This is a genomic window from Streptomyces sp. MJM8645 (assembly GCF_001625365.1).
GTDB lineage: Bacteria > Actinomycetota > Actinomycetes > Streptomycetales > Streptomycetaceae > Kitasatospora.
In genome coordinates this window covers 1,748,683-1,774,158 of sequence record NZ_LJJF01000001.1, presented here as the reverse complement: position 1 = coordinate 1,774,158, position 25,476 = coordinate 1,748,683, and the positions used below count along the sequence as shown (strand labels likewise).

The 25,476-nt window shown below is 73.3% G+C and carries 26 protein-coding genes and 1 pseudogene; 10 read left to right on the top strand and 17 right to left on the bottom strand.

Translation table 11 applies throughout. The features are described 5' to 3' along the window. Positions 1–11: 11 nt before the first annotated feature. The 3 genes from A6F73_RS07505 (at position 12) to A6F73_RS07495 (ending at position 2,685) form a co-directional block, all read left to right on the top strand. The gene (locus A6F73_RS07505) at positions 12–416 is read left to right on the top strand and encodes a hypothetical protein (RefSeq protein ID WP_063347061.1); all 405 of its coding nucleotides are present in this window, start codon (positions 12–14) and stop codon (positions 414–416) included. 150 nt (positions 417–566) lie between these two features. After that, positions 567–821 carry a hypothetical protein gene (locus tag A6F73_RS07500; protein WP_063347060.1) on the top strand — a complete coding sequence of 85 codons (255 nt, stop codon included), beginning with the start codon at positions 567–569 and terminating at the stop codon, positions 819–821. Positions 822–1,017: 196 nt separating this feature from the next. Then, positions 1,018–2,685, top strand: a complete 1,668-nt coding sequence (locus tag A6F73_RS07495) for a metallophosphoesterase family protein (protein ID WP_079135505.1) — start codon at positions 1,018–1,020, stop codon at positions 2,683–2,685. A gap of 115 nt (positions 2,686–2,800) precedes the next feature. Here A6F73_RS07495 and A6F73_RS07490 read toward each other — a convergent pair whose 3' ends face one another. Then, positions 2,801–3,133 (bottom strand): YnfA family protein, encoded by a 333-nt coding sequence (locus tag A6F73_RS07490; RefSeq protein WP_063347058.1) that lies wholly within the window; start codon positions 3,131–3,133, stop codon positions 2,801–2,803. A gap of 18 nt (positions 3,134–3,151) precedes the next feature. Then, positions 3,152–4,366, bottom strand: coding sequence for a pyridoxal phosphate-dependent aminotransferase (locus tag A6F73_RS07485; protein ID WP_063347057.1), 1,215 nt, complete (start codon positions 4,364–4,366; stop codon positions 3,152–3,154). Positions 4,367–4,462: 96 nt separating this feature from the next. Here A6F73_RS07485 and A6F73_RS07480 point away from each other — a divergent pair. Together A6F73_RS07480 and A6F73_RS07475 are read left to right on the top strand one after the other, a co-directional pair. Further along, positions 4,463–4,816: pseudogene (locus A6F73_RS07480) on the top strand (helix-turn-helix domain-containing protein); the annotation flags it as partial. 144 nt (positions 4,817–4,960) lie between these two features. After that, complete coding sequence (locus A6F73_RS07475; protein WP_279634885.1) at positions 4,961–5,824, top strand: SGNH/GDSL hydrolase family protein; 864 nt, start codon at positions 4,961–4,963, stop codon at positions 5,822–5,824. Here the strand turns inward: A6F73_RS07475 and A6F73_RS07470 are convergent. After that, positions 5,731–6,450 carry a GNAT family N-acetyltransferase gene (locus tag A6F73_RS07470; RefSeq protein ID WP_063347056.1) on the bottom strand — a complete coding sequence of 240 codons (720 nt, stop codon included), beginning with the start codon at positions 6,448–6,450 and terminating at the stop codon, positions 5,731–5,733. The genes A6F73_RS07475 and A6F73_RS07470 overlap by 94 nt on opposite strands. 167 nt (positions 6,451–6,617) lie before the next feature. Between A6F73_RS07470 and A6F73_RS07465 the strand changes: the two genes are divergently transcribed. Next, positions 6,618–7,547, top strand: coding sequence for a pentapeptide repeat-containing protein (locus A6F73_RS07465; RefSeq protein WP_079135504.1), 930 nt, complete (start codon positions 6,618–6,620; stop codon positions 7,545–7,547). Positions 7,548–7,622: 75 nt separating this feature from the next. Here the strand turns inward: A6F73_RS07465 and A6F73_RS07460 are convergent, their stop codons facing one another. The 7 genes from A6F73_RS07460 to A6F73_RS07430 form a co-directional block, all read right to left on the bottom strand. Next, positions 7,623–7,883 (bottom strand): hypothetical protein, encoded by a 261-nt coding sequence (locus A6F73_RS07460; protein ID WP_159398394.1) that lies wholly within the window; start codon positions 7,881–7,883, stop codon positions 7,623–7,625. A 148-nt stretch (positions 7,884–8,031) separates the two neighbouring features. Then, entirely contained in the window at positions 8,032–8,766 is a 735-nt protein-coding gene (locus A6F73_RS07455; RefSeq protein ID WP_079135503.1) for a tyrosine-protein phosphatase, read from the bottom strand. A gap of 67 nt (positions 8,767–8,833) precedes the next feature. Then, positions 8,834–9,505 carry a TetR family transcriptional regulator gene (locus tag A6F73_RS07450; RefSeq protein ID WP_063347053.1) on the bottom strand — a complete coding sequence of 224 codons (672 nt, stop codon included), beginning with the start codon at positions 9,503–9,505 and terminating at the stop codon, positions 8,834–8,836. Between the two features lie 79 nt (positions 9,506–9,584). After that, on the bottom strand, positions 9,585–9,908 hold the full coding sequence (locus A6F73_RS07445) for a hypothetical protein (protein ID WP_063347052.1): 324 nt from the start codon (positions 9,906–9,908) through the stop codon (positions 9,585–9,587). Beyond that, a complete protein-coding gene (locus A6F73_RS07440; protein WP_159398393.1) occupies positions 9,905–10,405 on the bottom strand; it encodes a DUF6232 family protein in 501 nt (166 codons plus the stop codon). Before A6F73_RS07440 ends, A6F73_RS07445 begins: the two co-directional genes overlap by 4 nt. 115 nt (positions 10,406–10,520) lie before the next feature. Next, positions 10,521–11,420 carry an aminoglycoside phosphotransferase family protein gene (locus tag A6F73_RS07435; protein ID WP_244293323.1) on the bottom strand — a complete coding sequence of 300 codons (900 nt, stop codon included), beginning with the start codon at positions 11,418–11,420 and terminating at the stop codon, positions 10,521–10,523. Positions 11,421–11,484: 64 nt separating this feature from the next. Continuing rightward, the gene (locus tag A6F73_RS07430; RefSeq protein ID WP_063347049.1) at positions 11,485–11,901 is read right to left on the bottom strand and encodes a PPOX class F420-dependent oxidoreductase; all 417 of its coding nucleotides are present in this window, start codon (positions 11,899–11,901) and stop codon (positions 11,485–11,487) included. Between the two features lie 167 nt (positions 11,902–12,068). Here A6F73_RS07430 and A6F73_RS07425 point away from each other — a divergent pair, with 167 nt between their 5' ends. Continuing rightward, the gene (locus A6F73_RS07425) at positions 12,069–14,576 is read left to right on the top strand and encodes a Tex family protein (protein ID WP_208869060.1); all 2,508 of its coding nucleotides are present in this window, start codon (positions 12,069–12,071) and stop codon (positions 14,574–14,576) included. Between the two features lie 106 nt (positions 14,577–14,682). Here the strand turns inward: A6F73_RS07425 and A6F73_RS07420 are convergent, their stop codons facing one another. The 6 genes from A6F73_RS07420 to A6F73_RS07395 form a co-directional block, all read right to left on the bottom strand. Continuing rightward, positions 14,683–15,105 (bottom strand): SHOCT domain-containing protein, encoded by a 423-nt coding sequence (locus tag A6F73_RS07420; RefSeq protein ID WP_079135502.1) that lies wholly within the window; start codon positions 15,103–15,105, stop codon positions 14,683–14,685. A gap of 112 nt (positions 15,106–15,217) precedes the next feature. Further along, positions 15,218–15,802 carry an NUDIX hydrolase gene (locus tag A6F73_RS07415; RefSeq protein WP_079135501.1) on the bottom strand — a complete coding sequence of 195 codons (585 nt, stop codon included), beginning with the start codon at positions 15,800–15,802 and terminating at the stop codon, positions 15,218–15,220. Then, positions 15,799–16,956 carry a type III polyketide synthase gene (locus A6F73_RS07410; protein ID WP_079135500.1) on the bottom strand — a complete coding sequence of 386 codons (1,158 nt, stop codon included), beginning with the start codon at positions 16,954–16,956 and terminating at the stop codon, positions 15,799–15,801. Before A6F73_RS07410 ends, A6F73_RS07415 begins: the two co-directional genes overlap by 4 nt. A 126-nt stretch (positions 16,957–17,082) precedes the next feature. After that, complete coding sequence (locus tag A6F73_RS07405) at positions 17,083–18,330, bottom strand: cytochrome P450 (RefSeq protein ID WP_063347048.1); 1,248 nt, start codon at positions 18,328–18,330, stop codon at positions 17,083–17,085. Between the two features lie 126 nt (positions 18,331–18,456). Further along, positions 18,457–19,188, bottom strand: a complete 732-nt coding sequence (locus A6F73_RS07400) for a response regulator transcription factor (RefSeq protein ID WP_167745886.1) — start codon at positions 19,186–19,188, stop codon at positions 18,457–18,459. Between the two features lie 11 nt (positions 19,189–19,199). Continuing rightward, a complete protein-coding gene (locus A6F73_RS07395; protein ID WP_079135499.1) occupies positions 19,200–20,078 on the bottom strand; it encodes a histidine kinase in 879 nt (292 codons plus the stop codon). A gap of 138 nt (positions 20,079–20,216) precedes the next feature. Between A6F73_RS07395 and A6F73_RS07390 the strand changes: the two genes are divergently transcribed. From A6F73_RS07390 to hemC, 3 genes are all read left to right on the top strand, one after another. Continuing rightward, on the top strand, positions 20,217–20,942 hold the full coding sequence (locus tag A6F73_RS07390) for an ABC transporter ATP-binding protein (RefSeq protein ID WP_063347046.1): 726 nt from the start codon (positions 20,217–20,219) through the stop codon (positions 20,940–20,942). Next, positions 20,939–23,248, top strand: a complete 2,310-nt coding sequence (locus tag A6F73_RS07385) for an FtsX-like permease family protein (protein WP_079135498.1) — start codon at positions 20,939–20,941, stop codon at positions 23,246–23,248. Before A6F73_RS07390 ends, A6F73_RS07385 begins: the two co-directional genes overlap by 4 nt. A gap of 137 nt (positions 23,249–23,385) precedes the next feature. Beyond that, on the top strand, positions 23,386–24,321 hold the full coding sequence (gene hemC, locus A6F73_RS07380) for a hydroxymethylbilane synthase (protein WP_063347045.1): 936 nt from the start codon (positions 23,386–23,388) through the stop codon (positions 24,319–24,321). 82 nt (positions 24,322–24,403) lie between these two features. Here the strand turns inward: hemC and A6F73_RS07375 are convergent, their stop codons facing one another. After that, a complete protein-coding gene (locus tag A6F73_RS07375; protein ID WP_063347044.1) occupies positions 24,404–25,303 on the bottom strand; it encodes an LLM class flavin-dependent oxidoreductase in 900 nt (299 codons plus the stop codon). Positions 25,304–25,476 lie beyond the last annotated feature (173 nt).

The following is a 25,476-nucleotide window of genomic DNA, read 5'->3' as shown; positions in this document are numbered from 1 at the left end:
TTCCAGAGCCGATGAGCCGCCGAGACCGGGACCGCAAGCAGGCGGCCGCCTCCCCGGTGACCGTCACCGTCTGCCGGGGCTGCTGCTGCGGCACCGAGGCCAAGCACCCGGGGGTGGACCACGCCGGGCAGTACGAGCGGCTGCGGGCGGCGGTGGGTGCGGCGGGCCGGGTCCGCGCGGTCAAGTGCCTGGACGTGTGCACCCAGTCCAACGTGGTGGTGGTCGGCCCCTCCGGGGAGGGGCGGGCGGCGGGCGGGCGCCCGGTCTGGCTGGGCTTCGTGCTGGCGGACGACATGATCGACGAGATAGCCGCCTGGGTGCACGCGGGCGGCCCCGGGCTGGCCGACCCGCCCGGGCTGCTCGACCTCCAGCTGATCTCGGTGTCCCGCCGGGTCCGCGAGGGCCTGGCGGAGTAGCGGACGGTGGAGTCGATCCGTCCTCATCACGGTTGGGACGCAGCGGGGTTGGCCGATCCGGCGGCCGAGCAGGATCCGCTGGACGCCGCCCTCGGCGGTCCCACTACCATGACCGGTGGCTGCCAGCGGTTCCGCCCAGGGAGGACGACGATGACGACGGTCTGCCGGATCTGCGCGGGCACCGGCCGGACCGCCGGCCTCAGCTGCCGGACCTGTCAGGGCACCGGGACCACCGAGGTGGGCGGCGGGGGCGGCAACTGCTTCCTCTGCGACGGCACCGGGGTGTACGTCCGCTACCGGGTGGACGCGACCGGCGCCAAGCACGCCTACCGGGACGAGATCTGCCGCACCTGCGACGGCACCGGCAACCGGTCCCCCTCCACCTGGGACGAGCCCTCCGGCTGAGCGCCCCCGTCCGCGGCGGCGCCGACGGTGGCTCAGGCCGCGCCGCCGGGCGGGGCCATGATCCGGGGTCGGTCCGGGGCGGACGCGCTCCTTTACCTGATCATGGTCGAACATTGGCGTTCGAATGGGCGGCGCGCTGCGGCCCGTTCACCCCGCGTCCGTGTGCGGTCAACGCGCCGCTGGAAGAGTCCCGCGCATGGATATCCCTCACATGGGCGTACCGGCCAAGCTCGCGGACCGCATGAGCACGGCCGAGCAGCACGAGTACCTGCGGGCCCGCTTCTCCCGCCGCCGGATGCTGCGCGCCGGCGCCGTGACCGTCGGTGCCGTCGCCGTCGGCGGCGCGCTGGGCAGTGGAACGGCCTTCGCCGCGCCGGCGAGCCCGCAGCTGCTGACCGGTGCCACGACGGCCGGTGTCGACGGTTCTCTGGTCGCGCCGATCGGGCGCCACCTCCAGTTCGGGCCCGAGCCCGACACCCAGTTCCGCATCTCCTGGCAGGTCCCGGCGCCGGTCAAGAAGCCGTTCCTGCGCTTCGGCAAGACCCCGTGGGAGCTCAGCCACAAGCTCCAGGCCGAGGTCCGCACCCTGCACACCCCGGCGCTGAGCCCGAACAGCCAGCCGGTGGACCAGTACTACCTGCACGTGGCGCTGGAGGACCTGCACCCCGACACCACCTACTACTACGGTGTCGGCCACGAGGGCTTCGACCCGGCCTCGCAGCAGCAGATCTCCACCCTGCACACCTTCCGCACCGCGCCCTCCCGCGACCACCGCTGGGGCAAGGTCTACGAGCCGTTCACCTTCACCGCCTTCGGCGACCAGGGCGTCAGCTCGCACGCGGCCGGCAACGACCACGTCATCCTGGCCCAGAAGCCGTCCTTCCACCTGCACGCCGGCGACATCTGCTACGCCGACCCGGCGGGCTCCGGCACGGACCCCGACAAGTCCGTGTACAACGCCAGGACCTGGGACGACTTCCTGGTCCAGACCGAGACGGTCGCGGCGACCGTGCCGTGGATGGTCGCCTACGGCAACCACGACATCGAGGCCTGGTACTCGCCCAACGGGTACGGCGGCGAGAACACCCGCTTCTTCCTCCCGGACAACGGCCCGGACCCGCGCAAGGTCCCCGGCGTCTACACCTTCCGCTACAAGAACGTCGGCGTCATCTCGCTCGACGCCAACGACGTCTCCTACGAGATCCCGGCCAACCTGGGCATCTCGGCGAACAAGCAGACCAAGTGGCTGGAGCGCACCCTCAAGGACCTGCGCAACGACGAGACGATCGACTTCGTCGTGGTCTTCTTCCACCACTGCGCCTTCTCCACCACCGTCGCGCACGCCTCTGAGGGCGGTGTCCGCGAGGCCTGGGTGCCGCTGTTCGAGAAGTTCCGGGTGGACCTGGTCATCAACGGCCACAACCACATCTACGAGCGCACCGACGCGATCCTCGGCAACAAGGTCTCGAAGCAGGTGCCGAGCGGCGCCACCATCGAGCCGGCGAAGGACGGCGTCGTCTACGTGACCGCGGGCGCGGCCGGCCGCAGCCTGTACAAGTTCGACGTGCCGGACACCTACGAGGGGCACGAGAACCACCAGGACGAGGTGAAGACCTACTACTGGGGGAAGGGCAAGGTGAAGGTCCCCGAGACCATCCAGTGGTCGCGGGTGCGCTACACCGGTTACTCCTTCATCAAGGTCGACGTCACCCCGGCCCACCTGGGCCAGAAGTCGTCCATGAAGGTGACCGCGCTGGCCGAGGACGGCACGCAGATCGACAACTACACGATCCTGCGCAACGTCGGCGAGGGCTGGGACTCGGACCACGACGACGACGGTCAGGGCGGCGGCTGGGGCTGGTAGTCCCCGAACCGGCTTGCCGGGCCCCGGCGTCGAGGAGTCGGCACCTCGACGCCGGGGCCCCGTGCGTGGACGACCCCGTGCGTGGAGGGCCCAGTGCGTGGCGGGCCCAGTGCGCTCAGCGCCGGGGCCCGTACATGATCACCGCGACCCCGGCCAGACAGACCAGCGCGCCCACCACGTCGTAGCGGGTCGGCCGGAAGCCGTCCACGACCACGCCCCAGAGCAGCGACCCGGCGACGAACACCCCGCCGTACGCGGCCAGCACCCGGCCGAAGTGGCTGTCCGGCTGGAGCGCCGCGACGAAGCCGTACCCGCCGAGCACCACCACCCCCAGCCCGGCCAGCCACCACGGCCGCTGCTCGCGCACGCTCTGCCAGATCAGCCAGCAGCCGCCGATCTCGGCGAGGGCGGCGACGACGAACAGGGCGACGGAACGCAGGACGGTCATGGCCGACAAGCCTAGGCGTCAGGATTGCCGGTACGTCGCGAGGAAGCGGCCGATGCGGTTGATGGCCGTCTCCAGGTCGTCGGCGCGGGGCAGGGTGACGAAGCGGAAGTGGTCCGGGCGGGGCCAGTTGAAGCCGGTGCCCTGGACGACGTGGATCTTCTCGCGGAGCAGCAGGTCCAGCACGAACTGCTCGTCGTCGACGATCCGGTGCACCGCCGGGTCGAGCCGGGCGAAGGCGTACAGGGCGCCCTTGGGCTTGACGCAGCTGACGCCGGGGATCTCGTTGAGGGCCTTGTAGGCGACGTCGCGCTGTTCGGTGAGCCGGCCGCCGGGCAGCACCAGGTCGTTGATGGACTGGTGGCCGCCGAGCGCGGCCTGGACGGCGAACTGGGCGGGCACGTTGGGGCACAGCCGCATGCCGGAGAGCATGGTCAGGCCCTCCAGGTAGTCGGCGGCGTGCTGCTTGGGCCCGGAGACGACCAGCCAGCCGCTGCGGAAGCCGGCCACCCGGTAGGCCTTGGAGAGGCCGTTGAAGGTGAGGGTGAGGACGTCGTCGGCGAGGGCGGCGAGGCAGTGGTGCTCGGTGTCGTCGTAGAGGATCTTGTCGTAGATCTCGTCGGCCAGGACCATCAGCTGGTGGCGGCGGGCGAGGTCGAGGATGCCCTCCAGCAGTTCCTTCGGGTAGACCGCGCCGGTGGGGTTGTTGGGGTTGATGACGACGATGGCCTTGGTGCGGGCGGTGATCTTGGCGGCGATGTCGTCGAGGTCCGGGTACCAGTCGGCCTGCTCGTCGCACAGGTAGTGCACGGCCTTGCCGCCGGCCAGCCGGACCACGGCCGTCCACAGCGGGTAGTCCGGCATCGGGACGAGCACCTCGTCGCCGTCGTCGACGAGCGCGGTGACGGCCATCTGGATCAGCTCGGAGGCGCCGTTGCCGAGGTAGACGTCGTTGACGCCGACTCCGGTCACGCCGCGCTGCTGGTAGTACTGCACCACCGCGCGGCGGGCGGGCAGGATGCCGCGCGAGTCGCTGTAGCCGTGCGCCTTGGGCAGGTTGCGGATGATGTCCTGGATGATCTCCTCGGGCGCCTCGAAGCCGAACGGCGCCGGGTTGCCGGTGTTCAGCCGCAGCACGCTGTGCCCGGCCTCCTCCAGGGCGTTGGCCTGGTCGACCACCGGGCCGCGGATCTCGTAGCACACGTTGTTCAGCTTGCTGGACTGCCGAAACTCCACTGCGGCCTCCCGACCGTCACCACCGCATCGTTGCTGATGCTTTGTTCTACCAAGTTGGTACTTGGAAAGTCCAACCTTTTGGCTATGCTGATCCACATGTCACGCCGAAGCTACGACCAGTACTGCGCCGTCGCCCGCGCCCTGGACGCGGTGGGGGAGCGCTGGAGCCTCCTGATCGTCCGTGAACTCCTCGGCGGCCCGCGCCGCTACACCGACCTGCACGCCGACCTGCCCGGCGTCTCCACCGACATCCTCGCCGCCCGGCTCAAGCAGCTGGAGGGCGACGGCCTGGCCCTGCGCCGCCGGCTCGAACGGCCCGCCAACGCCACGGTCTACGAGCTCACCGAACGCGGCCGCGAACTGCGCCCGGTGATCGAGGCGCTGGGGGAGTGGGGCCTGCCCGCCCTCGGCGAGCAGCGGCCCACCGACGCCGTCCGCGAGCACTGGTTCACCCCCCGCACGGCGGACGACGGGGTGCCTGTCGCGGGTTAGGCACCCGTGCTCGTGCCGGTGCCGGGGTCCGATGCCGGTGCCCGGACCGGCCGCGTAGCATCGTCGGGCCACGGAGCCATCGGAGGAGAGCGGAGACCGCCCGTGCCCACCACCTACCGCAGTTACGTCGCCGTCGGGGACTCCTTCACCGAGGGCATGTGCGACGACCTGCTGCCCGACGGCCACTACCGGGGCTGGGCCGACCGGGTCGCCGACGCGCTCGCCGCCGAGGCCGGGGGTGACGGCGGTTTCCGCTACGCGAACCTCGCCGTCCGCGGCAAGCTCATCGGCCAGATCCACGACGAGCAGCTCCCCGCCGCCACCGCGATGGGCGCCGACCTGGTGACCCTCGTCGGCGGCCTCAACGACGCGCTGCGCCCCGGCTGCGACATCGCCCGGGTCGAGCGGCTGCTCGGCCGCTGCACCGAGGAACTGCGCGCCACCGGCGCCACCGTGGTGCTGTTCACCAGCACCGACCCGACCCGCAGGATGGCGGGCAGCGCCCGGCTGCTCCCGGCCATCCTGCGGATGAAGGCCTTCGTGCACGAGCTAGGCCAGGACGAGGGCGTCGCCGTCGTCGACCTGTTCGCCGCCCCCTGCTTCGACGACCGCCGGCTCTGGGGCGAGGACCGCCTGCACCTGTCGCCCGAGGGCCACCGCCGGGTCGCCGAAGGGGTGTTGGAGGCGCTCGGCCGTCCCGTCGCCTTCGACTGGCGCGCCCCGCTGCCGCCCGCCGCCCCGCCCGGCCGGGCCGAGCGGCTGCGCGCCGACGCCCGCTGGCTGGGCGGCCACCTGGGGCCGTGGATCGGCCGCCGGCTCACCGGGCGCTCCTCCGGCGACGGCCGGCCGCCGAAGCGGGCCGAGCTGCTGCCCTACTCGGCTCCGGGCTCGGCTGCGGGTTCTACGGCGGGTTCGGTTGCGGGTTCTGCGACGGGTTCGGCCGCAGGTTCGGCTGCGGGCTCGTAGAACAGGCTCGCCATCGGGGAGCGGGTGGTCCAGCCGAGCGCGGTGTAGAGCGCCCGGCCGTCCGGGGTGCCGACCAGGACGGCGGTGTCGGCGCCCGCCTGGTGCCCGGCGTTCTGGAGGGTGCGCATCACCAGGGCGCCCAGGCCTCGGCGCCGGTGCTCGGGCGCGGTCACGATCTGGTCCGGGACGGCCACGGGGCCGGCCAGGCCCGCCTGGCCGCGTGCGGCGAGGTGTCCGGCCTCGGTGCGGACCAGGGTCCGGACGACCCCGCCCCGGGTCCAGGTGGTCACCGTGTAGCCGGCCGGCACCTCGGGCCGTTCGGTGCCCAGCGGGGCGGTCATCAGGTACCCCGGCTGGTCGAGCCGCCACTGCGGGCCCAGCCAGGGCCGGGCGACGGCTTCCTCGGTGAACAGCTTCAGCCAGGTGCCCGGTGCGGTGGTGGCCTCGGCGATCTTGCGGACGTCGGGCTCGGCCGGCTCGGGCAGCACGTGCCGGGCGACGTGGCCGACCACACCGACGTCGATCGTCCAGCCCCAGGGCTCGTCCACCGCTTCGGCCGCGCCGCGCGAGACGCTCCAGCCGGCGATCCACATCCGGACGAGTTCGTTGATGCTCGGGTCCTGCACTCCTACCCCCGTATGCCATGGGCGCACTGCGTCATGGGTGCACCTCGTAATAGGTGCACTGTCGATTGACACCTTACCGGGGGTGGGGTGGGTGTGACCAGCGCCAAGTAGGCTTGGCGGTCCGAGGCACCGGACGGCCGGTGCCCACGCTGGAAGGACCACACGACGTGCGCGAGACCGAGCCGCCGCAGCACCCCACGGCGGCTCAGCCGACCGAGCTGCGCTCCGACTGCACCAGCTGCTTCGGCCTCTGCTGCGTCGCCCTGCCCTTCGGCGCCGGCACCGACTTCGCCGTCGACAAGGCCGCCGGCAGCGCGTGCCGCAACCTGCAGACCGACTTCACCTGCGGCATCCACGAACGCCTCCGCGACCGGGGCTTCCAGGGCTGCACCGTCTACGACTGCTTCGGCGCCGGGCAGCGCGTCTCCCAGGTCACCTTCGGCGGCCGCAGCTGGCGCGAGGCGCCGGCCGACGCCAAGCCCATGTACGACGTCTTCCCGGTGGTGCGCCAGCTCCACGAACTGCTCTGGTACCTCACCGAGGCGCTCGGCTACGCCCCCGCCCGCCCGGTCCACGCCGACCTGCGGCAGGCCCTGGAGGAGACCGACCGGCTCGCCGGCGGCACCCCCGAGGAGATCCTCGCCGTCGACGTCCCCGCCCACCGGCAGCGCGTCAGCGACCTGCTGCTGCGCGCCAGCGAACTCGTCCGCGCCGCCGTCCCCCGCCGCCGCGAACACCGCGGCGCCGACCTCTTCGGTGCCCGCCTGCGCGGCGCCGACCTGCGCGGGGCCAACCTGCGCGGCGCCCTGCTCGTCGCCGCCGACCTCAGCGGCGCCGACCTGCGCCTCGCCGACCTCGTCGGCGCCGACCTGCGCGACGCCGACCTCTCCGGCGCCGACCTCACCGAGGCCCTCTTCCTCACCCAGGCCCAGCTGAACGCGGCCCGCGGCGACGCGACCACCCGCCTGCCGGCCACCCTCACCCGGCCCACCCACTGGCCCGCCACGGCCCCCGCCCCGGCCGCCGCCGCCACCGGCGCGCGCGGCACCCGCAAGCCGCGCAGCGGCGGCCGCCCGGGCGGCCCGCGCCGCCGCTAGCGGCCGCCCGCGCCAACGGTCGAGCCCGCCCGGCAGGCGTCTGCCGGGCGGGCTCGGTGTTCCTGGTGCCCGGTGCTAACAGCTGTGCGCGGCGGAGGGGCGCTTCGCCGCGATGTACGGCTTGCCCATGTGCGCCACGACGTCGGCCGGGCAGGTCTTGATCCAGTTGGAGCCCGCCGTGTGGTTCTTGACCTTGGCGTCGCTGCAGTACTCGACGCGGTCGGCGGTCTTGAAGCACTGGTAGCCGGGGTACCCCGCCGCCGAGGCGGTGTTGACGCCGGCGAACAGGCCGGCCACGGCCAGCAGGGCGACGGGCAGAACGGAACGCATCCTCATGGTTTTCTCCCGTTGGTTCGTCTGGGCAGTGGCCCGATCCTGGCAGCGCGGCGAAGGCGGGGGCAATGCGACATGACATGTTTAGGTCAACCTGTGTTCGAGTGAACTCCCTTCATCTTCTTGGCCGTTGACGGCCCGTCGGGCAAGGTCAGGCCGTGAGCAGGCGCGAGCGGAGGGCGGCTATCCGGGCGGGGGAGAAGCCGAGGGTGACGGTGGCGTAGTCCTCGACCGAGCCGTGGCGGGCGGCGAGGTCGGCGAGGGCGAGGCGGATGACCGTCTCGGGGGCGCGTCCGTAGCCGGGCCAGCGCAGGGTGCGGCCGGGGTGGGCGGCGTGCCACTCGGCGATGAGGTGCGGGGTGGCCAGCTCGGTGAGGGCGAAGTCGGCGGCGATGTCGTCCTCGGAGACGCCGAGCAGGGTGAGGACGAGGGCGGCGATGAGCCCGGTGCGGTCCTTGCCGGAGGCACAGTGGAAGGCCACGGGCTCCTCGGCGGCGGCGATCACCTCCAGGGCCTCGTGGATCTCCTCCACCCCGTCCTCGGCGACCTCGGCGAAGCGGTCGGCGAGGTGCCGCCAGGGGTCGACGTCCGGGTCGATCTCGGCCTGGTCGTAGGGGCGGTGCTCGATCGAGAGGTTGTGGTAGACCAGCCCCTCGTAGTCGGGCACCCGGCCCTTGGCGGCGATCTCCCAGGGGTAGCGGAGGTCGATCACGGTGCGCACGCCGAGGGCCTGGAGCCGGTCGAGGTCGGCGGGCGAGGTGAGCTTGCCGAGTGAGTCGGAGCGGTAGAGCAGGCCCCGGCGGACGGACCGGCCGTCGGCGGCGGGGTGGCCGCCCAGGTCGCGGAAGTTGTGCAGCCGTTCGAAGGTGAGCTGACGCATTGTCATGCGCGGCACTCTAACCAGCGGTGCCCGTGGGGCCGGCGGGCCCCCGATGCCCGGTGGGGCCTCCGTGTTAGGCGGGGCCCCGGCGCCCGGTGGGCCCCGGGTGCCCGGCGGCGCCTTCGTAGCCGGCGGTGAGGAGTTCGAAGGCGCGGTCGGCGTTGGTGGCGGCCTCGAAGTGGAGTTCGTCGGCGGTCTGGCCGTCGTCCCGGATCCGGTGCCAGTTGTGTTCGGCGAGGACCCGCTGGGCGGCGGTGACCTGGGCGGCGAGGAGGGGTGCGGTGAGGCGCCGGGGCGGGGCCAGGTCGGGGGCCTCGTGCAGCGCCCGGGCGAGGGACTGTTCGGCGCGGGCGAGGTATTCGGCGCCCCGGGCCTTCAGGCTCGGCGTGGAGTGCACGAGATCGCTGAACGCCAGGACCCGGGGGTCGTCGTTGAGCCCGGTGATGGGGTCGCGCCGGGCGAGCCCGTCCAGGAAGTCCCGGTGCAGGGCGGCCAGCACCGGTTCGCCGGCCGCCCGGCCGTGGACCACGCCGGCGGCCTGGTCCTGGTGGTCGGCGAAGCGGTGGACGACCAGGTCCTCCTTGGTGGAGAAGTAGCTGAACAGCGTCGGCTTCGACACCTCGGCGGCGGCCGCGACGTCCGCCACCGAGACCGGGTCGAAGCCGCGCTCCAGGAAGAGCGCGATCGCGGCCTCGGAGATCGCCCGCCGCGTCCGCTCCTTCTTCCGTTCCCGCAGTCCGCTCATGGCGTCAGGCTAGCAGGATTCCTTGACTGAGGAAGGTCTCTGACCCGGTATGACTTTCGGGCTGGCCGCCCGCCGCCGCTCAGGAACTCAGCGAGTCCAGGATGCGGCGGATCGACTCCACCACCGGGGCGCCGGCGGCGGCGAGGGCGGCGACGCCGGAGATGTTGCGCAGGGCGCGGCGCAGGGTGGCGGGCGGGGTGGCCTGCCCGTTGCCGAGGTCCGCCAGCGACTCGTCCAGCACCTCGCGGTCCTCGGCCGGCACCTGCTCGCGCAACTGGCGTACGGCGGCGATGAGTTCGCGCATCGCAGTCTGCGGGTCGGCCGGGCCCTGGTGCTTGATGATGCCGATGTTGTGGTCGCCGTGCTGGGTGACCGAGTCCCCGAAGTGGATGCCGCCGCTCACAGGCTGACCTTCTTTCCGGTGTTGTGGTCGCCGTACTGGTTGATCTGGTCGCCGATGTGGACGTTCTCCACCTGGAGCGCGAACTCGGCCAGCGGGTTGTCGATCGCTTCCATGATCAGCTGGATCAGGTTGCCGACCTGCTGGGCGTCGTGGCTGACCACCGCCGTGTTCGAGGAGCTGGAGGTCTCGATGATCAGCTGGTAGACCGTGCGCATCTGCAGCCGCTTGACCAGCCGGTAGAGGCTGGCCGCGAAGAGCACGAGCGCCACCACGCCGATCACGTTCTTGGTCGTCTCCTGGTTCGCGCCGCTCCCGAGCAGCGAACCGAGGAGGGCGGTGGCCACCAGCAGGCCGATCACCTGCCGGACGAACCGGATGATCACCCGCGCGCGCTTGGGCGGCAGCAGCTGGAACTGCCGGGCCCGGGCGATGTTGTGGAGCGGATAGGCGTCGCCGCCCACCCACAGCACCCGCCGGCTCACTCTGACGTCGATCACACTGCTTCTGCGTGCCAAGTCGTCCCCCTACCCGTAGTGGCGGGGAGAACCATAGCAACGGTCGCCGACGGCGGCGGCGGGAGTGCCGCCCTGCTGGTCGGGCGGCAGTGCCCGGTCAGGTGCTGCGGTCGGCGAGTACCTCGCGGACGACGTGGCGGGCGTTGGCGGTGAGGCCCGGGTTGGTGTGACGGTAGTAGGGGATCGTCACCAGCGCGATGGAGAAGGCCCAGGCGCGGCCGCGGGCCCACATGGCGTCATCGGCGCGGAGGGCGGCGCGGAAGGCGGGGCGGGCCGAGGCGGGCAGCAGGTTCCAGGCGACGATCAGGTCGGAGGTGGGGTCGCCGACGCCCATCAGGCCGAAGTCGAGGACGGCGCCGAGCCGGCCGGACCGGTCGAGCAGGAGGTTCCCGGGGGTGAGGTCGCCGTGCATCCAGGAGGGCGGGCCGGCGTACTCGGAGAGGCGAAGCGCCTTGTCCCACAGGGCGGTTGCGGCGTGGGTGTCGACCGCTCCGGCGAGTTGGGCGATGGCCGCGCGGGTGGCGCCGTCGCGGGAGGCGAGCGGGACGCTGCGGTGGCCGGCCGGGCCGCCGGCCGGGTTGACGGCGCGCAGGGCGTTGACGAAGGCGGCGAGGTCGCGGGCGAGTGCGCCGGGGGCGGCGAGGGCGCCGACGACCGGGTTGGCGCCCTCGAACCAGCGGAGCACCGACCACTCCCAGGGGTAGCCGGCGGCGGGCCGGCCGACCGCGAGCGGGGCGGGTATCGGCCGTGGCAGTCGGGGGGCCAGCGCGGGCAGCCACTGCTTCTCGCGGCGGACGTCCCCGGCCGCCCATTCCACCCGGGGGAGCCGGACGGCGAGTTCGGGACCGAGGCGGAACATCGCGTTGTCCGTCCCGGTGGAGGTGACCGGCGTGACCGGCAGGCCGACCCAGTCCGGGAACTGGGCGGAGATCAACCGCCGTACCAGGGCCGCGTCGATGACCAGTCCGTCGGGGTGCATCCGGGTGGCAGCGCACATGCCCGGCAGCGTACAGCGCGGATCGGTGCCCTTCAGCGGATTCCCGGAATGCGTACGGCCGGCCTCAGTTCAGCGTGACCCGCACGCCGATCGTCCCGCCCTTGCCGAAGCGCAGCACGTTCGCGGTCAGCGCGATCGCGCACAGCAGCCCGTACTTGCGGCGCAGCAGCTTCCGGTAGGCGGGCGCGCGGCCGGGGTCGAGGACGGCGGTGGCCGGGACCTGCTCGCCGAGCAGGGTGCCGCGGATGTCGCTCGGCCCGACCAGCACGTCGGAGCGGTTGCGCAGCCGCTTGACCTTGCCGGTGCGGGTGACGGTGGTGAAGACCAGCGCGTCGCCGTCGCGCGCCACCCAGACCGGGGTGGGCACGGGGGTGCCGTTCTTGCGGTGGGTGGTGAACAGCAGGTACTTGGCGGCGGCGAGTTCGTCCAGCCGGGCGGCGTCCGGCGGGCGGGAGGCGTCCAGTGCGGGGGAGGTGTCCATGCGCGTCAGCGTAGGAAGGCGCAACGGGGCACTGCTTGAGTCTGGTTGGGGTCGCGGGCGGAGGGCGCCACGCCCGGCCGCCCCGGGTGCGGCCGGGAGCTGTCCCCGGCACCTGCCAGAATGCAGGGCGTACGGCGAAAGCACTGAAGGAGAAGGTGACCGGCTTCGTGACCACGCCAGTCGAACAGGTGGCCCGGCAGGCCCAGCAGGCGATCGAGCGCAAGATCGCCGAGGAACTGGGCGTTCGCGACGGGCAGGTGAAGTCCGCGGTCGAGCTGCTCGACGGCGGCGCGACCGTGCCCTTCGTGGCCCGCTACCGCAAGGAGGTCACCGGCTCCCTGGACGACGCCCAGCTGCGCACCCTGGAGGAGCGGCTGCGCTACCTGCGGGAGCTGGAGGAGCGCCGGGCGGCCGTCCTGGAGTCGATCGGGGCCCAGGGCAAGCTGGACGACGCGCTGCGCGCGCAGGTGCTGGCCGCCGATTCGAAGGCCCGGCTGGAGGACATCTACCTGCCGTTCAAGCCGAAGCGGCGCACCAAGGCGCAGATCGCCCGCGAGGCGGGCCTGGAGCCGCTGGCCGAGACGCTGCTCGCCGATCCCTCGCAGGATCCGGCGGCGCTGGCCGCCCGGTTCCTGAACGAGTCCGTCGCCGAGCCGGCCGCCGCGCTGGAGGGCGCCCGGGCGATCCTGGTGGAGCGCTTCGGGGAGGACGCCGACCTGGTCGGTTCGCTGCGCGAGCGGATGTGGACCCGGGGCCGGCTGGTGGCCACCGTGCGTGGCGGCAAGGAGCAGGACGGCGCCAAGTTCGCCGACTACTTCGACTTCGCCGAGCCGTACACCAAGCTCCCCTCGCACCGCATCCTGGCGATGCTGCGCGGCGAGAAGGAGGAGGTGCTGGACCTCGACCTCTCGCCGTACGACGGCGAGGAGGGCGATCTGCCCGGCGAGAACGACTACGAGCGGCGGATCGCCGCCCGCTTCGGCATCGCCGACCACGGCCGCCCGGCCGACAAGTGGCTGGGCGACACCGTCCGTTGGGCCTGGCGCACCCGCGTCCTGGTCCGGCTCGGCATCGACCTGCGGTCGCGGCTGCGGGCCGAGGCCGAGGAGGAGGCGGTGCGGGTGTTCGCCGCCAACCTGCGCGATCTGCTGCTGGCCGCGCCGGCCGGCACCCGCGCCACCATGGGCCTGGACCCGGGCTTCCGGACGGGGGTGAAGGTCGCGGTGGTGGACGCCACCGGCAAGGTCGTCGCGTACGACACGATCTACCCGCACCAGCCCGCCAACAAGTGGGACGCCGCGCTCGCGACCCTGGCCGCGCTGGCGAAGAAGCACGACGTCGACCTGGTGGCGATCGGCAACGGCACCGCCTCCCGGGAGACGGACAAGCTCGCCGAGGACCTGCTCAAGCGCCACCCCGAGCTGAACCTCACCAAGGCGATGGTCAGCGAGGCGGGCGCCTCGGTCTACTCGGCCTCCGCCTTCGCCTCGCAGGAGCTGCCGGAGCTGGACGTGTCGATCCGCGGCGCGGTCTCGATCGCCCGCCGTCTCCAGGACCCGCTGGCCGAACTGGTCAAGATCGACCCGAAGTCGATCGGGGTCGGCCAGTACCAGCACGACCTGAGCGAGGTGAAGCTCTCCCGTTCGCTGGACGCGGTGGTCGAGGACTGCGTCAACGCCGTGGGCGTGGACGTCAACACCGCCTCGGCGCCGCTGCTGACCAGGGTCTCCGGCATCACCGGCACGCTGGCCGACAACATCGTGGCTCACCGTGACGCCAACGGCCCGTTCCGTACCCGCCGACAGCTCAAGGACGTCTCCCGGCTGGGCCCGAAGGCCTTCGAGCAGTGCGCGGGCTTCCTGCGCATCCCCGACGGCGACGACCCGCTGGACGCCTCCAGCGTGCACCCCGAGGCGTACCCGGTGGTGCGCCGGATCCTGGCGTCCACCGGCGGGGAGCTGAGCGGGCTGATCGGCAACGGCGAACGGCTGCGGGCCCTGCGCCCGGGCGACTTCGCCGACGAGGTCTTCGGCATCCCGACCGTCACCGACATCCTCGGCGAGCTGGACAAGCCGGGCCGCGACCCGCGCCCGGCGTTCCGCACCGCGACCTTCAAGGAGGGCGTCGACAAGATCGGCGACCTGGAGGTCGGGATGGTGCTGGAGGGTGTGGTCACCAATGTGGCCGCGTTCGGCGCCTTCGTCGACGTGGGCGTCCACCAGGACGGGCTGGTGCACGTCTCGGCGCTGTCGAGGACCTTCGTCAAGGATCCGCGCGAGGTGGTCAAGCCGGGCGACATCGTGAAGGTCCGGGTCGTCTCGGTGGACGTGCCGCGCAAGCGCATCGGGCTGACCCTGCGGCTGGACGACGAGGTCGGTCGCGACCGGGGCGGCGACCGTGGTGACCGGGGCGAGCGCGGTGAGCGCGGCGGCGACCGGGGCCGGGGCGGTGAGCGCGGCGAGCGGCAGGCCCGCCCGCCGCGCCAGGAGCGCCGGGGCGGCGGCCAGGACCGGCGCGGCCAGGGCGGCGGCTCGGGCGGTTCCGGCGGCTCGGGCGGCTCGGGCGGTTCCGGCGGTGGCGCGTCGCTGGCGAACAGTGCGATGGCGGACGCGCTGCGCCGTGCGGGCCTGACCGGCGGCGACGCCTCGGGTGACCGCCGCTCCGGGCGGCGCTGAGCGGCTGGGGCGCTGAGGTGCTGAGCGGCTGACCGCCGCGGCCGGGGCCGGTGGACGTCTGCGCGTCCGCCGGCCCCGGCCGCCGTGCGGGTCGGGTCGGATCGGGTCAGGCCAGGAGCTTGTCCTTGGCCTTCTGGTACTCCTCCTCGGAGATGGCGCCCTTCTCCTTCAGGTCCGCCAGTCTCGCCAGGTCGTCGACGTGGCTGCCGCCGCCCCCGGGGGTGCCGGTTCCGGCCGCCTCCCGGATGTAGGCCTTGACGGCGGCCTCGCTCTGCCGGACCTGGGCGGCGTCCCGCTCGCTCATCGACTTCCCGCGGGCGATCACGTAGGCCAGCACACCGATCAGCGGCAGCACGATCACCAGGAGCAGCCAGCCGGCTTTGGCCCAGCCGCCCAGGTCGTGGCTGCGGAAGATGTCCGTGATGATCTTGAACAGCAGGAAGAACCAGAGGATCCAGAGGAACAGCTCCAGCATCGTCCAGAAGATGTTGAGCACCGGGTAGTCCACGGCCAGCATGTTGGTGTCCATGGCCGAGTCATATCACCGCAAAACGGACAATGCTCTCTGTTGTTCGGCCGTTCCAGTGGTCTTCCGGCCTGGCGGGAATATCTCGGAGCGGGGGGCTCGGAGGGGCGGGGGATCAGCCCCGCCCGGCCCGCCGCCGCAGCTCCACGGCCAGCCCGATCAGCTCGCCCCACCAGGCGTCGTGCCCGGCCAGCAGCAGCCGCTGCGCCTCGCCCGCCGGCACCGCCCGTACCTCGACCACCTGCTCGCCGTCCGCCGGGTTGGTCGGCGCCGAGTCCACCGCGACCTCCGCCCAGCCCCACAGCCACGCCTTCTCCGGGTGCGGCTGCCACGGCCGGTACGGCGTCGGGTCCTCGGTGCGGCAGCGGTGCGCGCCGAGCCAGTCCGGCTCGCCGAGCAGCCGGGCGCCGGCCTCCTCGCGCAGCTCGCGCACCAGGCAGGTGGCGATGCTCTCGTCCTGCTCCCGGGTGCCGCCGGGCAGGAACCAGTGGTCCCGGTCGTCCCGGCAGAGGACCACCTTGTCGTCCGCGAAGCCCACCAGGTGGATGTTGGTCACCAGCTCGTCCGGCGGCAGCACGGTGGAGAACAGCGCGTCGTACCGGCCCCAGGTCCAGTACTGCGGGGCGTGCAACGCGGGGAAGAGGGTGGCGAGTTCGGCGGATCTGTCGTCGGTGTCCGCCTGGTGCGTGGTGTCAGTCATTCGGTGATCGTAGTGCCGGCCGGGAAACGCCGGGGGGCGCTCGGATGGACGAGTGTGATGTCCGAGGTGGAGATGGCCCGCGGCCGTCGGCGGGCGGCCTCGACCGGCTCGCCGACCCAACTCCCCAGCGAGATCTCGGCGGTGATGCCGGGCCCGAAACCGGCGATCAGGCCGGTGGTGCCGTCGGCCACGCCGCCGTCGGCGAACAGCCGGGCGAGCGCGTCGAAGACGACGGCGCTGGCGATGTTGCCGCGCTCGGTCAGCGTCGCGCGGCTGTACCGGAAGGTGGCCGGCTCCAGGTTCAGGAAGTGGCAGAGGTCGTCGAGGATGCGCGGGCCGCCGGCGTGCACGATGTAGAAGCCCAACCCGGAGACGTCCCAGCCGTGTTCGACGGCCAGGCCGCGCAGCGCCGGGGCGAGCATCTCCATGGTGCCGGGCACCCGCTTGTCCAGCTGGAAGTGGAAGCCGGTGTCCTTGACCCCGTAGGAGATCCAGTTCTCGGTGTCCGGGACGAGGTGCGAGCCGTTGCGCTCGACGTGCACGCCGGTGCCGCCGTGTCCGCGCATCACCACGGCGGCGACGGCGTCCCCGAACAGGCCGTTGGAGAGCAGTGAGCCGACGCCGAGGTCGGTCGGCTGGTAGCAGAGCGAGCAGAACTCGCAGGACACGATCAGCACGTTGGCGCCCGGGTAGGCGCGGCAGAAGTCGTGCGCGCGGTTGACGGCGGCGCCGCCGGCCGCGCAGCCGAGCTGGGCGATCGGCAGCTGGCGGGTGTCGGAGCGGAAGCCCAGGGCGTTGATCAGCCAGGCGGTCAGCGACGGCATCATGAAGCCGGTGCAGGACACGTAGATGATCAGGTCGATGTCCCGGGCGCCCAACTCGGCGTGCCCCAGGGCCCGTTCGACCACCTCGGGGACGCGGAGCTTGGCCTCCCGCTCGTAGACCTCGTTGCGCGCGGTGAAGCCCGGGTGGGTGAGGGTCTGCTCGATCGGCTGGACCAGGTGCCTGGTCCGCACCCCGGTGTTCTCGATCAGCCGCAGGGCGAGGCCGAGTTGGGGGTGGCCGGCGTGCAGGCTGCGGGCGAGGTCGAGGGTCTGGTCGAGGGTGATGACGTTCTCGGGTACGGCGATGGCCGGGCGGCAGAGTGTTGCCATGGTGCGGGTCTCCCCTGGGTGGCCTGGCCGGGCGGGCTGGTGAGCGGCCCGGGCAGGCGGCCTACGGATGCGTCGGACGGGCGCCGCGCGGTGCTCCGTGGCGGAGCCGGTGGCGCGGGGAGGAGGTCACCAGGCGAGCGGCAGGGTGCGGGGGTAGCGCCAGATCGACCCGGTGTGCCAGTCGAGTTCGGACGGCGGGACGGCGAGCCGCAGGCCGGGGAAGCGCCGCAGCAGGGTGCCGATGGCGACCTGGAGCTCCATCCGGGCCAGGTGCGCGCCGGGGCAGTGGTGCTGGCCGTGGCCGAAGGCCATGTGGGTGGGGGCGCCGCGGTCGAGGTCGAGTTCGTCGGGGCGCTCGTACATCGCCGGGTCGCGGTTGGCGGTGAGGTAGGAGACGTGGACGGCCTCGCCGGCCCGGATCAGCACGCCGCCCAGCTCGACGTCCTCGGTGGCGACCCGGGCGATGCCGACGCCCTGGCGGAACGGGATGAAGCGCAGCAGCTCCTCCAGCCCGCGCGGCAGCAGGTCGGGCTGGGCGCGCAGCTTGGCGAGCTGTTCGGGGTGGGTGAGCAGGGTGTAGGTGATGTTGCTGAGCTGGTAGGTGCTGGTGTCGTGGCCGGTGACTAGCAGGACCATCGCCATGACGGCCAGCTCCTGGTCGTCCAGCAGTTCGTCGCCGTCGCGGGCGGTGGCGAGGGCGCTGAGCAGGTCCTCGCCGGGGTGGGCGCGGCGGGCGGCGGTCAGCTCGGTGAAGTAGCCGCGCAGCGCGGCCTTGGCGGCTTCCTGGCCGGCCCGGCTGCCGGGGCCCATCGTCATCATGGCGACGGCGTGGCCGCGCAGTTCGGCGCGGTCCTGCTCGGGGATGTCCAGCAGTTCGCAGATGGTGGTGAGCGGGAGCCGGCTGGAGAGGAAGTGCACCAGGTCGGCGGGGGAGCCGTGTTCGGCCATCTCGTCGAGGTAGCCGTCGACGATCCGCTGGGTGGCCGGGCGCATCCGCTCGACCTGGCGGTTGGTGAAGCCCTGGGCGACGAGGCGGCGCAGCCGGTTGTGGCCCGGCGGGTCCATCAGGTTGATCGCCTCGGCCTGGGCGATCGGGGCGGGCGTCATCCGGGGCAGGTCGCGCCCGATGCCGGCGGCGCGGCTGAACCGCCGGTCGGTGGTGACGATCCGGACGTCCTCGTAGCGGGTGGCGAGCCAGGCCTCGCCCTCGCCGTGCGGCAGCCGGATCCTGGCGATCGGGGCCTCGGTGAGCAGCCGCTTGAGGAGCGGGTCGAACTCCAGGCCGTCGGTGTGGTTGAAGGGGCAGTCCCACACGGGGGCGGAGGTAGTCACGGGCCTGTCCAAATGTCTTGAAAATGCCGCCCGAACGGTCATTTCTCGTTCGGGCGCGGACAGAGAGATGTTCCCCCATGAACTGGCAAAAATGTGAATCGGACCGGGAGTTACCTCTAACGAGTTAGCTAGATGATTGTCATGCGAATCAAGGGAGTTGACTGAACATCATTTGACACCGCCCCCTGGTAAGACCAGCCCGGTCTCGTACGCGAGGACGACCGCCTGGGCCCGGTCGCGCAGGTCGAGCTTGGCGAAGATCCGGGCGACGTGCGTCTTCACCGTCGACTCGCTGAGCGTCAGTTCGGTCGCCAACTCGCTGTTGGACAGCCCGCGTCCGAGCAGCGCCAGCACCTCCGCCTCGCGCGGGGTGAGCGGGGCGAGGTTGCGGTGCAGCGGCGGGCCGTCGGCGCCGGGGGCGGGGCGCGGGGCGCCGGCCGCGAAGCGTTCGACCAGCCGCCGGGTGATCGAGGGGGCGAGCAGGGCGTCCCCGGTGTCCACCAGGCGCACGGCGGCGGCGAGATGGGCGGAGGTGACGTCCTTGAGCAGGAAGCCGCTGGCCCCGGCGGCGAGGGCGGCGTAGACGTAGTGGTCGAGGTCGAAGGTGGTCAGCATGATCACCCGGCAGCCGGGCGCCCGGGCGAGGATCCGGCGGGCGGCTTCCAGGCCGTCCATGCCGGGCATCCGGATGTCCAGCAGCGCGACGTCCGGCCGGTGCGCGACGGCGGCCGCCACCGCCTCGGCGCCGTCGGCGGCCTCGGCGACCACGTCGATGCCGCGCGCGGTGAGGATCATCCGGAAGCCGGTGCGGACGAGTTCCTGGTCGTCGGCGATCACCACCCGGGGGCGGCGCTCCCGCTCCGGCTCCCGCTCCGGCTGCTGCTCCGGCCCCCGCTGCACCTCGGCCCCGGTCACGGCCGGTCCAGCGGGATGCGGGCGCGGATCCGGTAGCCGCCGCCGAGCCGGCGCCGGGCGTCGAGGTCGCCGCCGTACACGGCGACGCGCTCGCGCAGGCCGAGCAGCCCGCGCCCGGCGCCGTCGGCCGGCCGGGCGGGTTGCGCGGGCACGGCGTCGGCGGGTTGCGCGGGCGCGGCGTGGGCGCCCGCCAGCACGCTCGGCCCGCTGTTGAGCACTTCCACCCGCAGGTAGTGGTCCGCGTAGCGCACCGTCACCTCGGCCGTCACCCCGTCCCCGTGTTTGAGCGCGTTGGTCAGCGCCTCCTGGATGATCCGGTACGCCGTCACGTCGACGCCGCCGGGCAGCGGTCTCGGCTCGCCCGAGATCCGCACCTCCACCGGCAGCCCGGCGAAGGCGAACCGGTCGATCAGCGGCCCGAGCCGGCTCAGGCTGGGCTGCGGCGCGAAGCCGTCCGCCGCCTCCTCCTCGGTGCCGTCGGCGGCGGGGGCGAGCAGCCCGAGCAGGTGCCGCAGCTCGGTCATCGCGTCGCGCCCGGCGGCCTCGACGGCGCCCATCGCCGCCGCCGCCTCCGCGGGCATGGTGGCGATCACCTCGCGCGCGGCCCCGGCCTGGACCACCATCAGACTCACGTTGTGGCTGACGATGTCGTGCAACTCGGCCGCGATGCGTGCCCGTTCGGCGTCCACGGCGGTACGGGCGGCGCTCTCCCGCTCCCGTTCCAGCAGCCAGCCGCGCTCGCCGATGGCCGCCCGGTGCAGCCGCCGCGCCCGGGCGAGCGCGACGCCCAGCCAGCCGGCCGCCGCGACCGCCGTACCCGCCACCGCCGCACTCGCCACCGCTACGGCGGCCCAGTTCGTCCCCGTTCCCCACACACCGCCAGTTTCCCAGCCCAGGCCATGATCGACATCATCCGGGGGTGCCGCCCGCGTACATCCCGGGTACTACGGCCGCCCCGGCTACACCCCGGGTGGGACGCCTGGCCCGGGGGCCCGCGCCTACCGTCGTCCACCATGAGCAACGACCACGACGGGACCACCCCGCCGGACGACGCACAGGCCGTCGTCGAGCTGTCCGGGGTCCACAAGGAGTTCGGCGACGCCAAGGCGCTCGACGGCGTCGACCTGCGGATCCGGGCGGGCGAGGCGGTCGCCGTGATGGGCCCCTCCGGGTGCGGCAAGTCCACCCTGCTGAACATGGTCGCCGGGCTGGACCGGCCGACCTCCGGCACCGTCCGGGTGCACGGCCAGGACCTCGGGCAGCTGAACGAGACCGGGCTGGCCCTGTTCCGCCGCCGCCACATCGGCATGATCTTCCAGTTCTTCAACCTGATCGACGACCTGCCCGCCCTCGACAACGTCGCCCTGGCCGCCCAGCTGACCGGCACCACGGCCCGCCAGGCGCGCCGCCGCGCCCTGGAACTGCTGGACGAACTCGGCGTCGCGCACCGCAAGGACACCTACCCGGCCGCGCTCAGCGGCGGCGAGCGCCAGCGGGTCGCGGTGGCCCGGGCCCTGATGAACCGCCCGGCGCTGCTGCTCGCGGACGAGCCGACCGGCGCACTGGACAGCCGCTCCGGCGAGCAGGTGATGGACCTGCTGATCGACCTCAACCAGATCGGCCAGACCCTGCTGATCGTCACCCACGACCCCAACCTGGCCACCCGCTGCGCCAGCCGCCTGGTCGAGGTCGCGGACGGAAAGGTGGCGCGCGAGCGGGCCCTGGAGGCGTCCGCATGACCGGCGCCGTGTGGCGGGCCTCCCGGGCGGCCGTGAAGCGCCGCCGGGTGCAGACCTTCGTGATCGGCCTGGTCGTCTTCTGCTCCACCACGACCGTGCTGCTCGCCCTCGCCGTGATCAGCGCCGCCCGGGCGCCCTTCGACGACGCCTTCGCCGCCGAGCGCGGCGCCCACGTCGTCGCGGCCTTCGACCCGGCCAGGGCCTCGGCGGAGCAGCTGGCCGCCACCGCCCACCGGCCGGGCGTCGAGGCGGCCGCCGGGCCGTTCGACCAGGCCGTGGTGGAGATCCCCACCGACTGGGTCGGCCGCCCGCCGGGCCCGCTGACCCTGGTCGGCCGGGCCGACCCGGCCGGGCCGGTGGACCGGGTGCAGCTGCTGGGCGGCCGCTGGGCCACGGCGCCCGGCGAGGTGGTCATCCAGCAACCGGGCGGCGGCGCCGCGACGACGCTCCTCGGCACGTCGCTCACCACCGCCACCGGGCTGAAGCTCACCATCGTCGGCTTCGCCGGCAGCATGAGCCAGTCCGCCGGCGGCTGGGTCGTCCCCGAGCAGGCGGCCGCCCTGCACCCCACCAGCCGTCAGATGCTCTACCGCTTCGCCGACGCGGACACCGAGCAGCAGCTGACCGCCTCCCTCGGCACGGCCACCGAGGGCCTGCCCAAGGACGCGCTCGCCAGCGCGCAGTCGTACCTGGTGCTCAAGCAGGCCTTCTCCGCCGGTGCCGACGCCTACCTGCCGGTGATGACGGTCTTCGGCGTGCTCGGCCTGGTCGTCGCGGCACTGATCGTCGGCAACGTGGTGAGCGGCGCGGTGGTCTCCGGCTACCGGCACATCGGCGTGCTGAAGTCGATCGGCTTCACCCCGCGCCAGGTGGTCACGGTCTACCTGACCATGGTCTCGGTGCCCGCGGTCGTCGGCACGGTCCTCGGGACGGCGGCCGGCTGGGCGGGGGCGTACCCGATCCTGGAGACCGCCTTCAGCGGCATCTCGACCGGCACCGCCGTGATCGAGCCGGCCGGCTGGCTGCCCGCCGCCACCCTGGTCGGCGTCCCGCTGCTGGTCGTCGCCGCCGCGTTCGTCCCGGCCTCGCGCGCCCACCGGCTGTCCGCCGCCCAGGCGATCTCGGCCGGCAGCGCCCCGCGCACCGGGCGCGGGCTGAAGGTCCAGCGCCGGCTGAGCGGCACCCGGCTGCCGCGCGCCGTCAGCCTCGGCCTCGGCCAGCCCTTCGCCCGCCCGGGCCGGACGGCGCTGACCATGGCGGCGATCGTGCTCGGCGTGGTCACCGTGACGGTCACCACCGGCCTGAGCAGCACCCTGGCCAGGAGCATGGCCCCGGTCGACGACAAGATCCACGTCAACGTGCAGACCGGCCACTTCCAGGGCAACACGGTCGAGCCGCAGCTGACCCCGGCCCAGACCGAGGCGATGCTGCGCGCCACCCCCGGGGCCGCGCAGGTCGTCACCCGGGGGCTGGTCCGAGTGGGCGTGGTCGGCCACACCCAGCCCGTCTTCATGGACTTCTACGGCGGCGACGACATCGCCGGCACCAGGTGGCTGCGGGTGGTCAAGGGCCGCCCGGCGACCGGGCCGGACGAGGTCCAGGCCGGGCCGGCCTTCCTCGACCAGCGCGGGCTCAGGCTCGGCGACCGGATCACCCTGACCCTGGAGGGCCGACAGCGGGCCGTCACCATCGTCGGCGAGGAGATCCAGGGCAACGCGAACGCGATCACCTCCAACGACGCCACCCGGGCTGCGCTCACCCCCGACCCGCACACGGTCGAGTACGACGTGCGGCTCGCCGACGGCGCCGACGCCGCCGCGTACCAGAAGGCGGTCGGGGCCGCCGACCCGAGCCTGACGCCCTCGGTGGTCGTCGAGAGTTCGGCGGGGCCCGTCGTCGCTATCCAGACCTTCAGCACGACCTTCACCGTCCTGCTGTCGGTGGTCGCCTCGCTGGGCGTCTTCAACACCCTGCTGCTCACCATCCGCGAGCGCCGCCGGGACATCGGCATGCTGAAGTCCATCGGCATGACGCCCCGTCAGGTCGTCGTGATGACGGTCACCTCGGTGGCCTGGCAGGGCGCGCTCAGCGGCGTCATCGGCATCCCGGTCGGGATCGTGGTGCACCGGCTGATCGCCGAGAACGTCAGGATCCTGGCCTTCCCGGAGCACATGATCGACGTCTGGGGCGCCCCGCTGCTGGCCGGGCTCGCGTTGGCGGGCGTCGCGATCGCCGTCCTCGGCGCCCTCGTCCCGGCCCGCTCGGCGGCCCGGCTGCCGATCGCCGAGGTGCTGCACAACGAGTGAGCGGGGGGCGGCGCGCGGGCGGCACACGGATGGTCGGACGGTTCGCCGCCCGGCCGTCCGGGTGCCGTCCGGCGGGCCTTCCGCCGCATGGCTGACGCCAGGTCAGAGCCCGGCGTTCGAGCGCCTATCATCGCGCCATGGCCACCGCTGAGCTGATCCGCATCGTCTCCCGCTCCTCGCCCATGGCGCTCGCCCAGGTCGAGCGGGTCCGCGCCGAACTCGCCGCCCTGCACCCGGGCCTGCGCACCGAGGTGGTGCCGGTCACCACCTCCGGCGACCGCTGGATGGGCGACCTCGCCCGGCTCGGCGGGAAGGGCGCGTTCACCAAGGAGGTCGACGCCGCGCTGCTCGCCGGGGAGGCCGACGTCGCCGTGCACTGCCTCAAGGACGTGCCCGCCGACCGCCCGCTGCCCGCCGGCACCGTCTTCGCCGCCTACCTGCGCCGCGACGACATCCGCGACGCCCTCGTCCACCCCGGCGGCCTGACCCTCGCCGAACTGCCGCCCGGCACCCGGATCGGCACCTCCTCCGTCCGCCGGGTCGCCCAACTCGCCGCCTCCCACCCGCACCTGGTGTGCGTGCCGATCCGCGGCAACGCCAACAGCCGGCTGGCCAAGCTGGCCGCCGGGGAGGCCGACGCGCTGCTGCTCGCCGCCTCCGGGCTGGAGCGGATCGGCGAGCAGGCGCGGATCACCGAGATCCTGGACCTCGACGCGATGTGCCCGCCGATCGGCGCCGGCATCCTCGTCCTGCAGTGCCGCGAGGACGACGTCGTCACCGTCGACGCGGTCGCCGCGCTCGGCCACCGCGACACCTGGCGCGAGGCGGCGGCCGAGCGGATGTTCCTGCACGTCCTCCAGGGCCACTGCAACAGCCCGATCGCCGGCTACGCCAGGGCCGAACCGGACGGCCGGCTCTCGATGCGCGGCCGGGTCTTCAGCCCGGACGGCAAGCAGGTGCTGGACGCCCACGAGTGGGCCGGCGCGCTCAGCCCCGAGGACCTCGGCACCTCCACGGCGCTGGCGCTCAAGCGGCAGGGCGCACAGGAGCTGATCGCGGGCATCCCGCACTGATCCCCGGCATCCCGCACTGATCTCCAGCATCCCGCACTGATCTCCAGCATCCCGAACTGATCCCCGCCTCTGCGACCGACCGCTACCGGAACAGCAGTTCGGCGAAGCGGTCCACCTGGTCCACCTCGGGGGACCAGCAGTACAGCATCACCTCGTCCGCGCCGATGGCCGTGAAACCGGCCACGGCGGCCCGGATCGCCTCCGGCGTGGTGAGCAGGCCCTCCTCCATCCGGTCGGCGCGGCCGCTGGACTCGTAGTACGCGCGGATGTTGCGCCGGGCCTGCTCGACCGTCTCCGCCGGGCCGAGGACGGCGTTCGCCTGGGCGACCAGCCGGGGCCGGCCGTCCCGGCCGTGCCGCTGCCAGGACCTCTCGACGTCCTGGAACAGCCCGGCCATCGCCTCCGGCGGCACTCCCGCGCCGAGGAAGCCGTCCCCGAACCGGCCGACCCGGTCCAGCGCGGCCGGGGCGAAGCCGCCGAACAGCACCTCGGGGCCGCCCGGCGTCGCCGGCGCGGGCCCGACCGGGCCGACCCCCTCGCCGAACGGCTCACCGGCCCAGAGGCGGCGCAGCACCGCCATCCGCTCGTCCAGGAGCCGGCCCCGGCGGCGCGGGTCGATGCCGGCGGCCAGGAAGTCGTCCTCCCGGCCGCCGACGCCGAGGCCGAGCGTGAAACGCCCGCCGGAGAGCAGGTCCAGGGTGGCGGTCTGCTTGGCGAGCAGCGCGGGGACGTGGTGCGGCGCGAGCAGCACCTCGGTCTGCAGGCGGACGCGGGACGTGGCGCCGGCCAGGGCGGCCAGCGTCACCAGCGGTTCGGGGTTGTCGAACACCACCCGGTCCGCCAGGCCGAGCGTGCTGAACGGGCCGGCGTCGGCCCGTCGGGCCCACTCGAACAGCAGGACGGGGTCCTGGAGGGGCAGACCGAGGCCGATCTTGACGGCCTGCGGGGCGGGCTGAGGGGTGGGCTGAGGGTCGGGCTGCATGGGGATCATCCTCCGGAGGGCAGGCCGCATACGGGCGCCGCCCCTCCGTGGGCCCGCGCGCGGCCCTGCTCCCCATCCTGCGGCTCGTCGTTCCGGGGAGCGTGCTCGTCGGAGTGCGGCGACGGTGGCGCGAGGTGCTTCCCGGGTTCAACGCCGTTCCCCGCGCGTCCGTG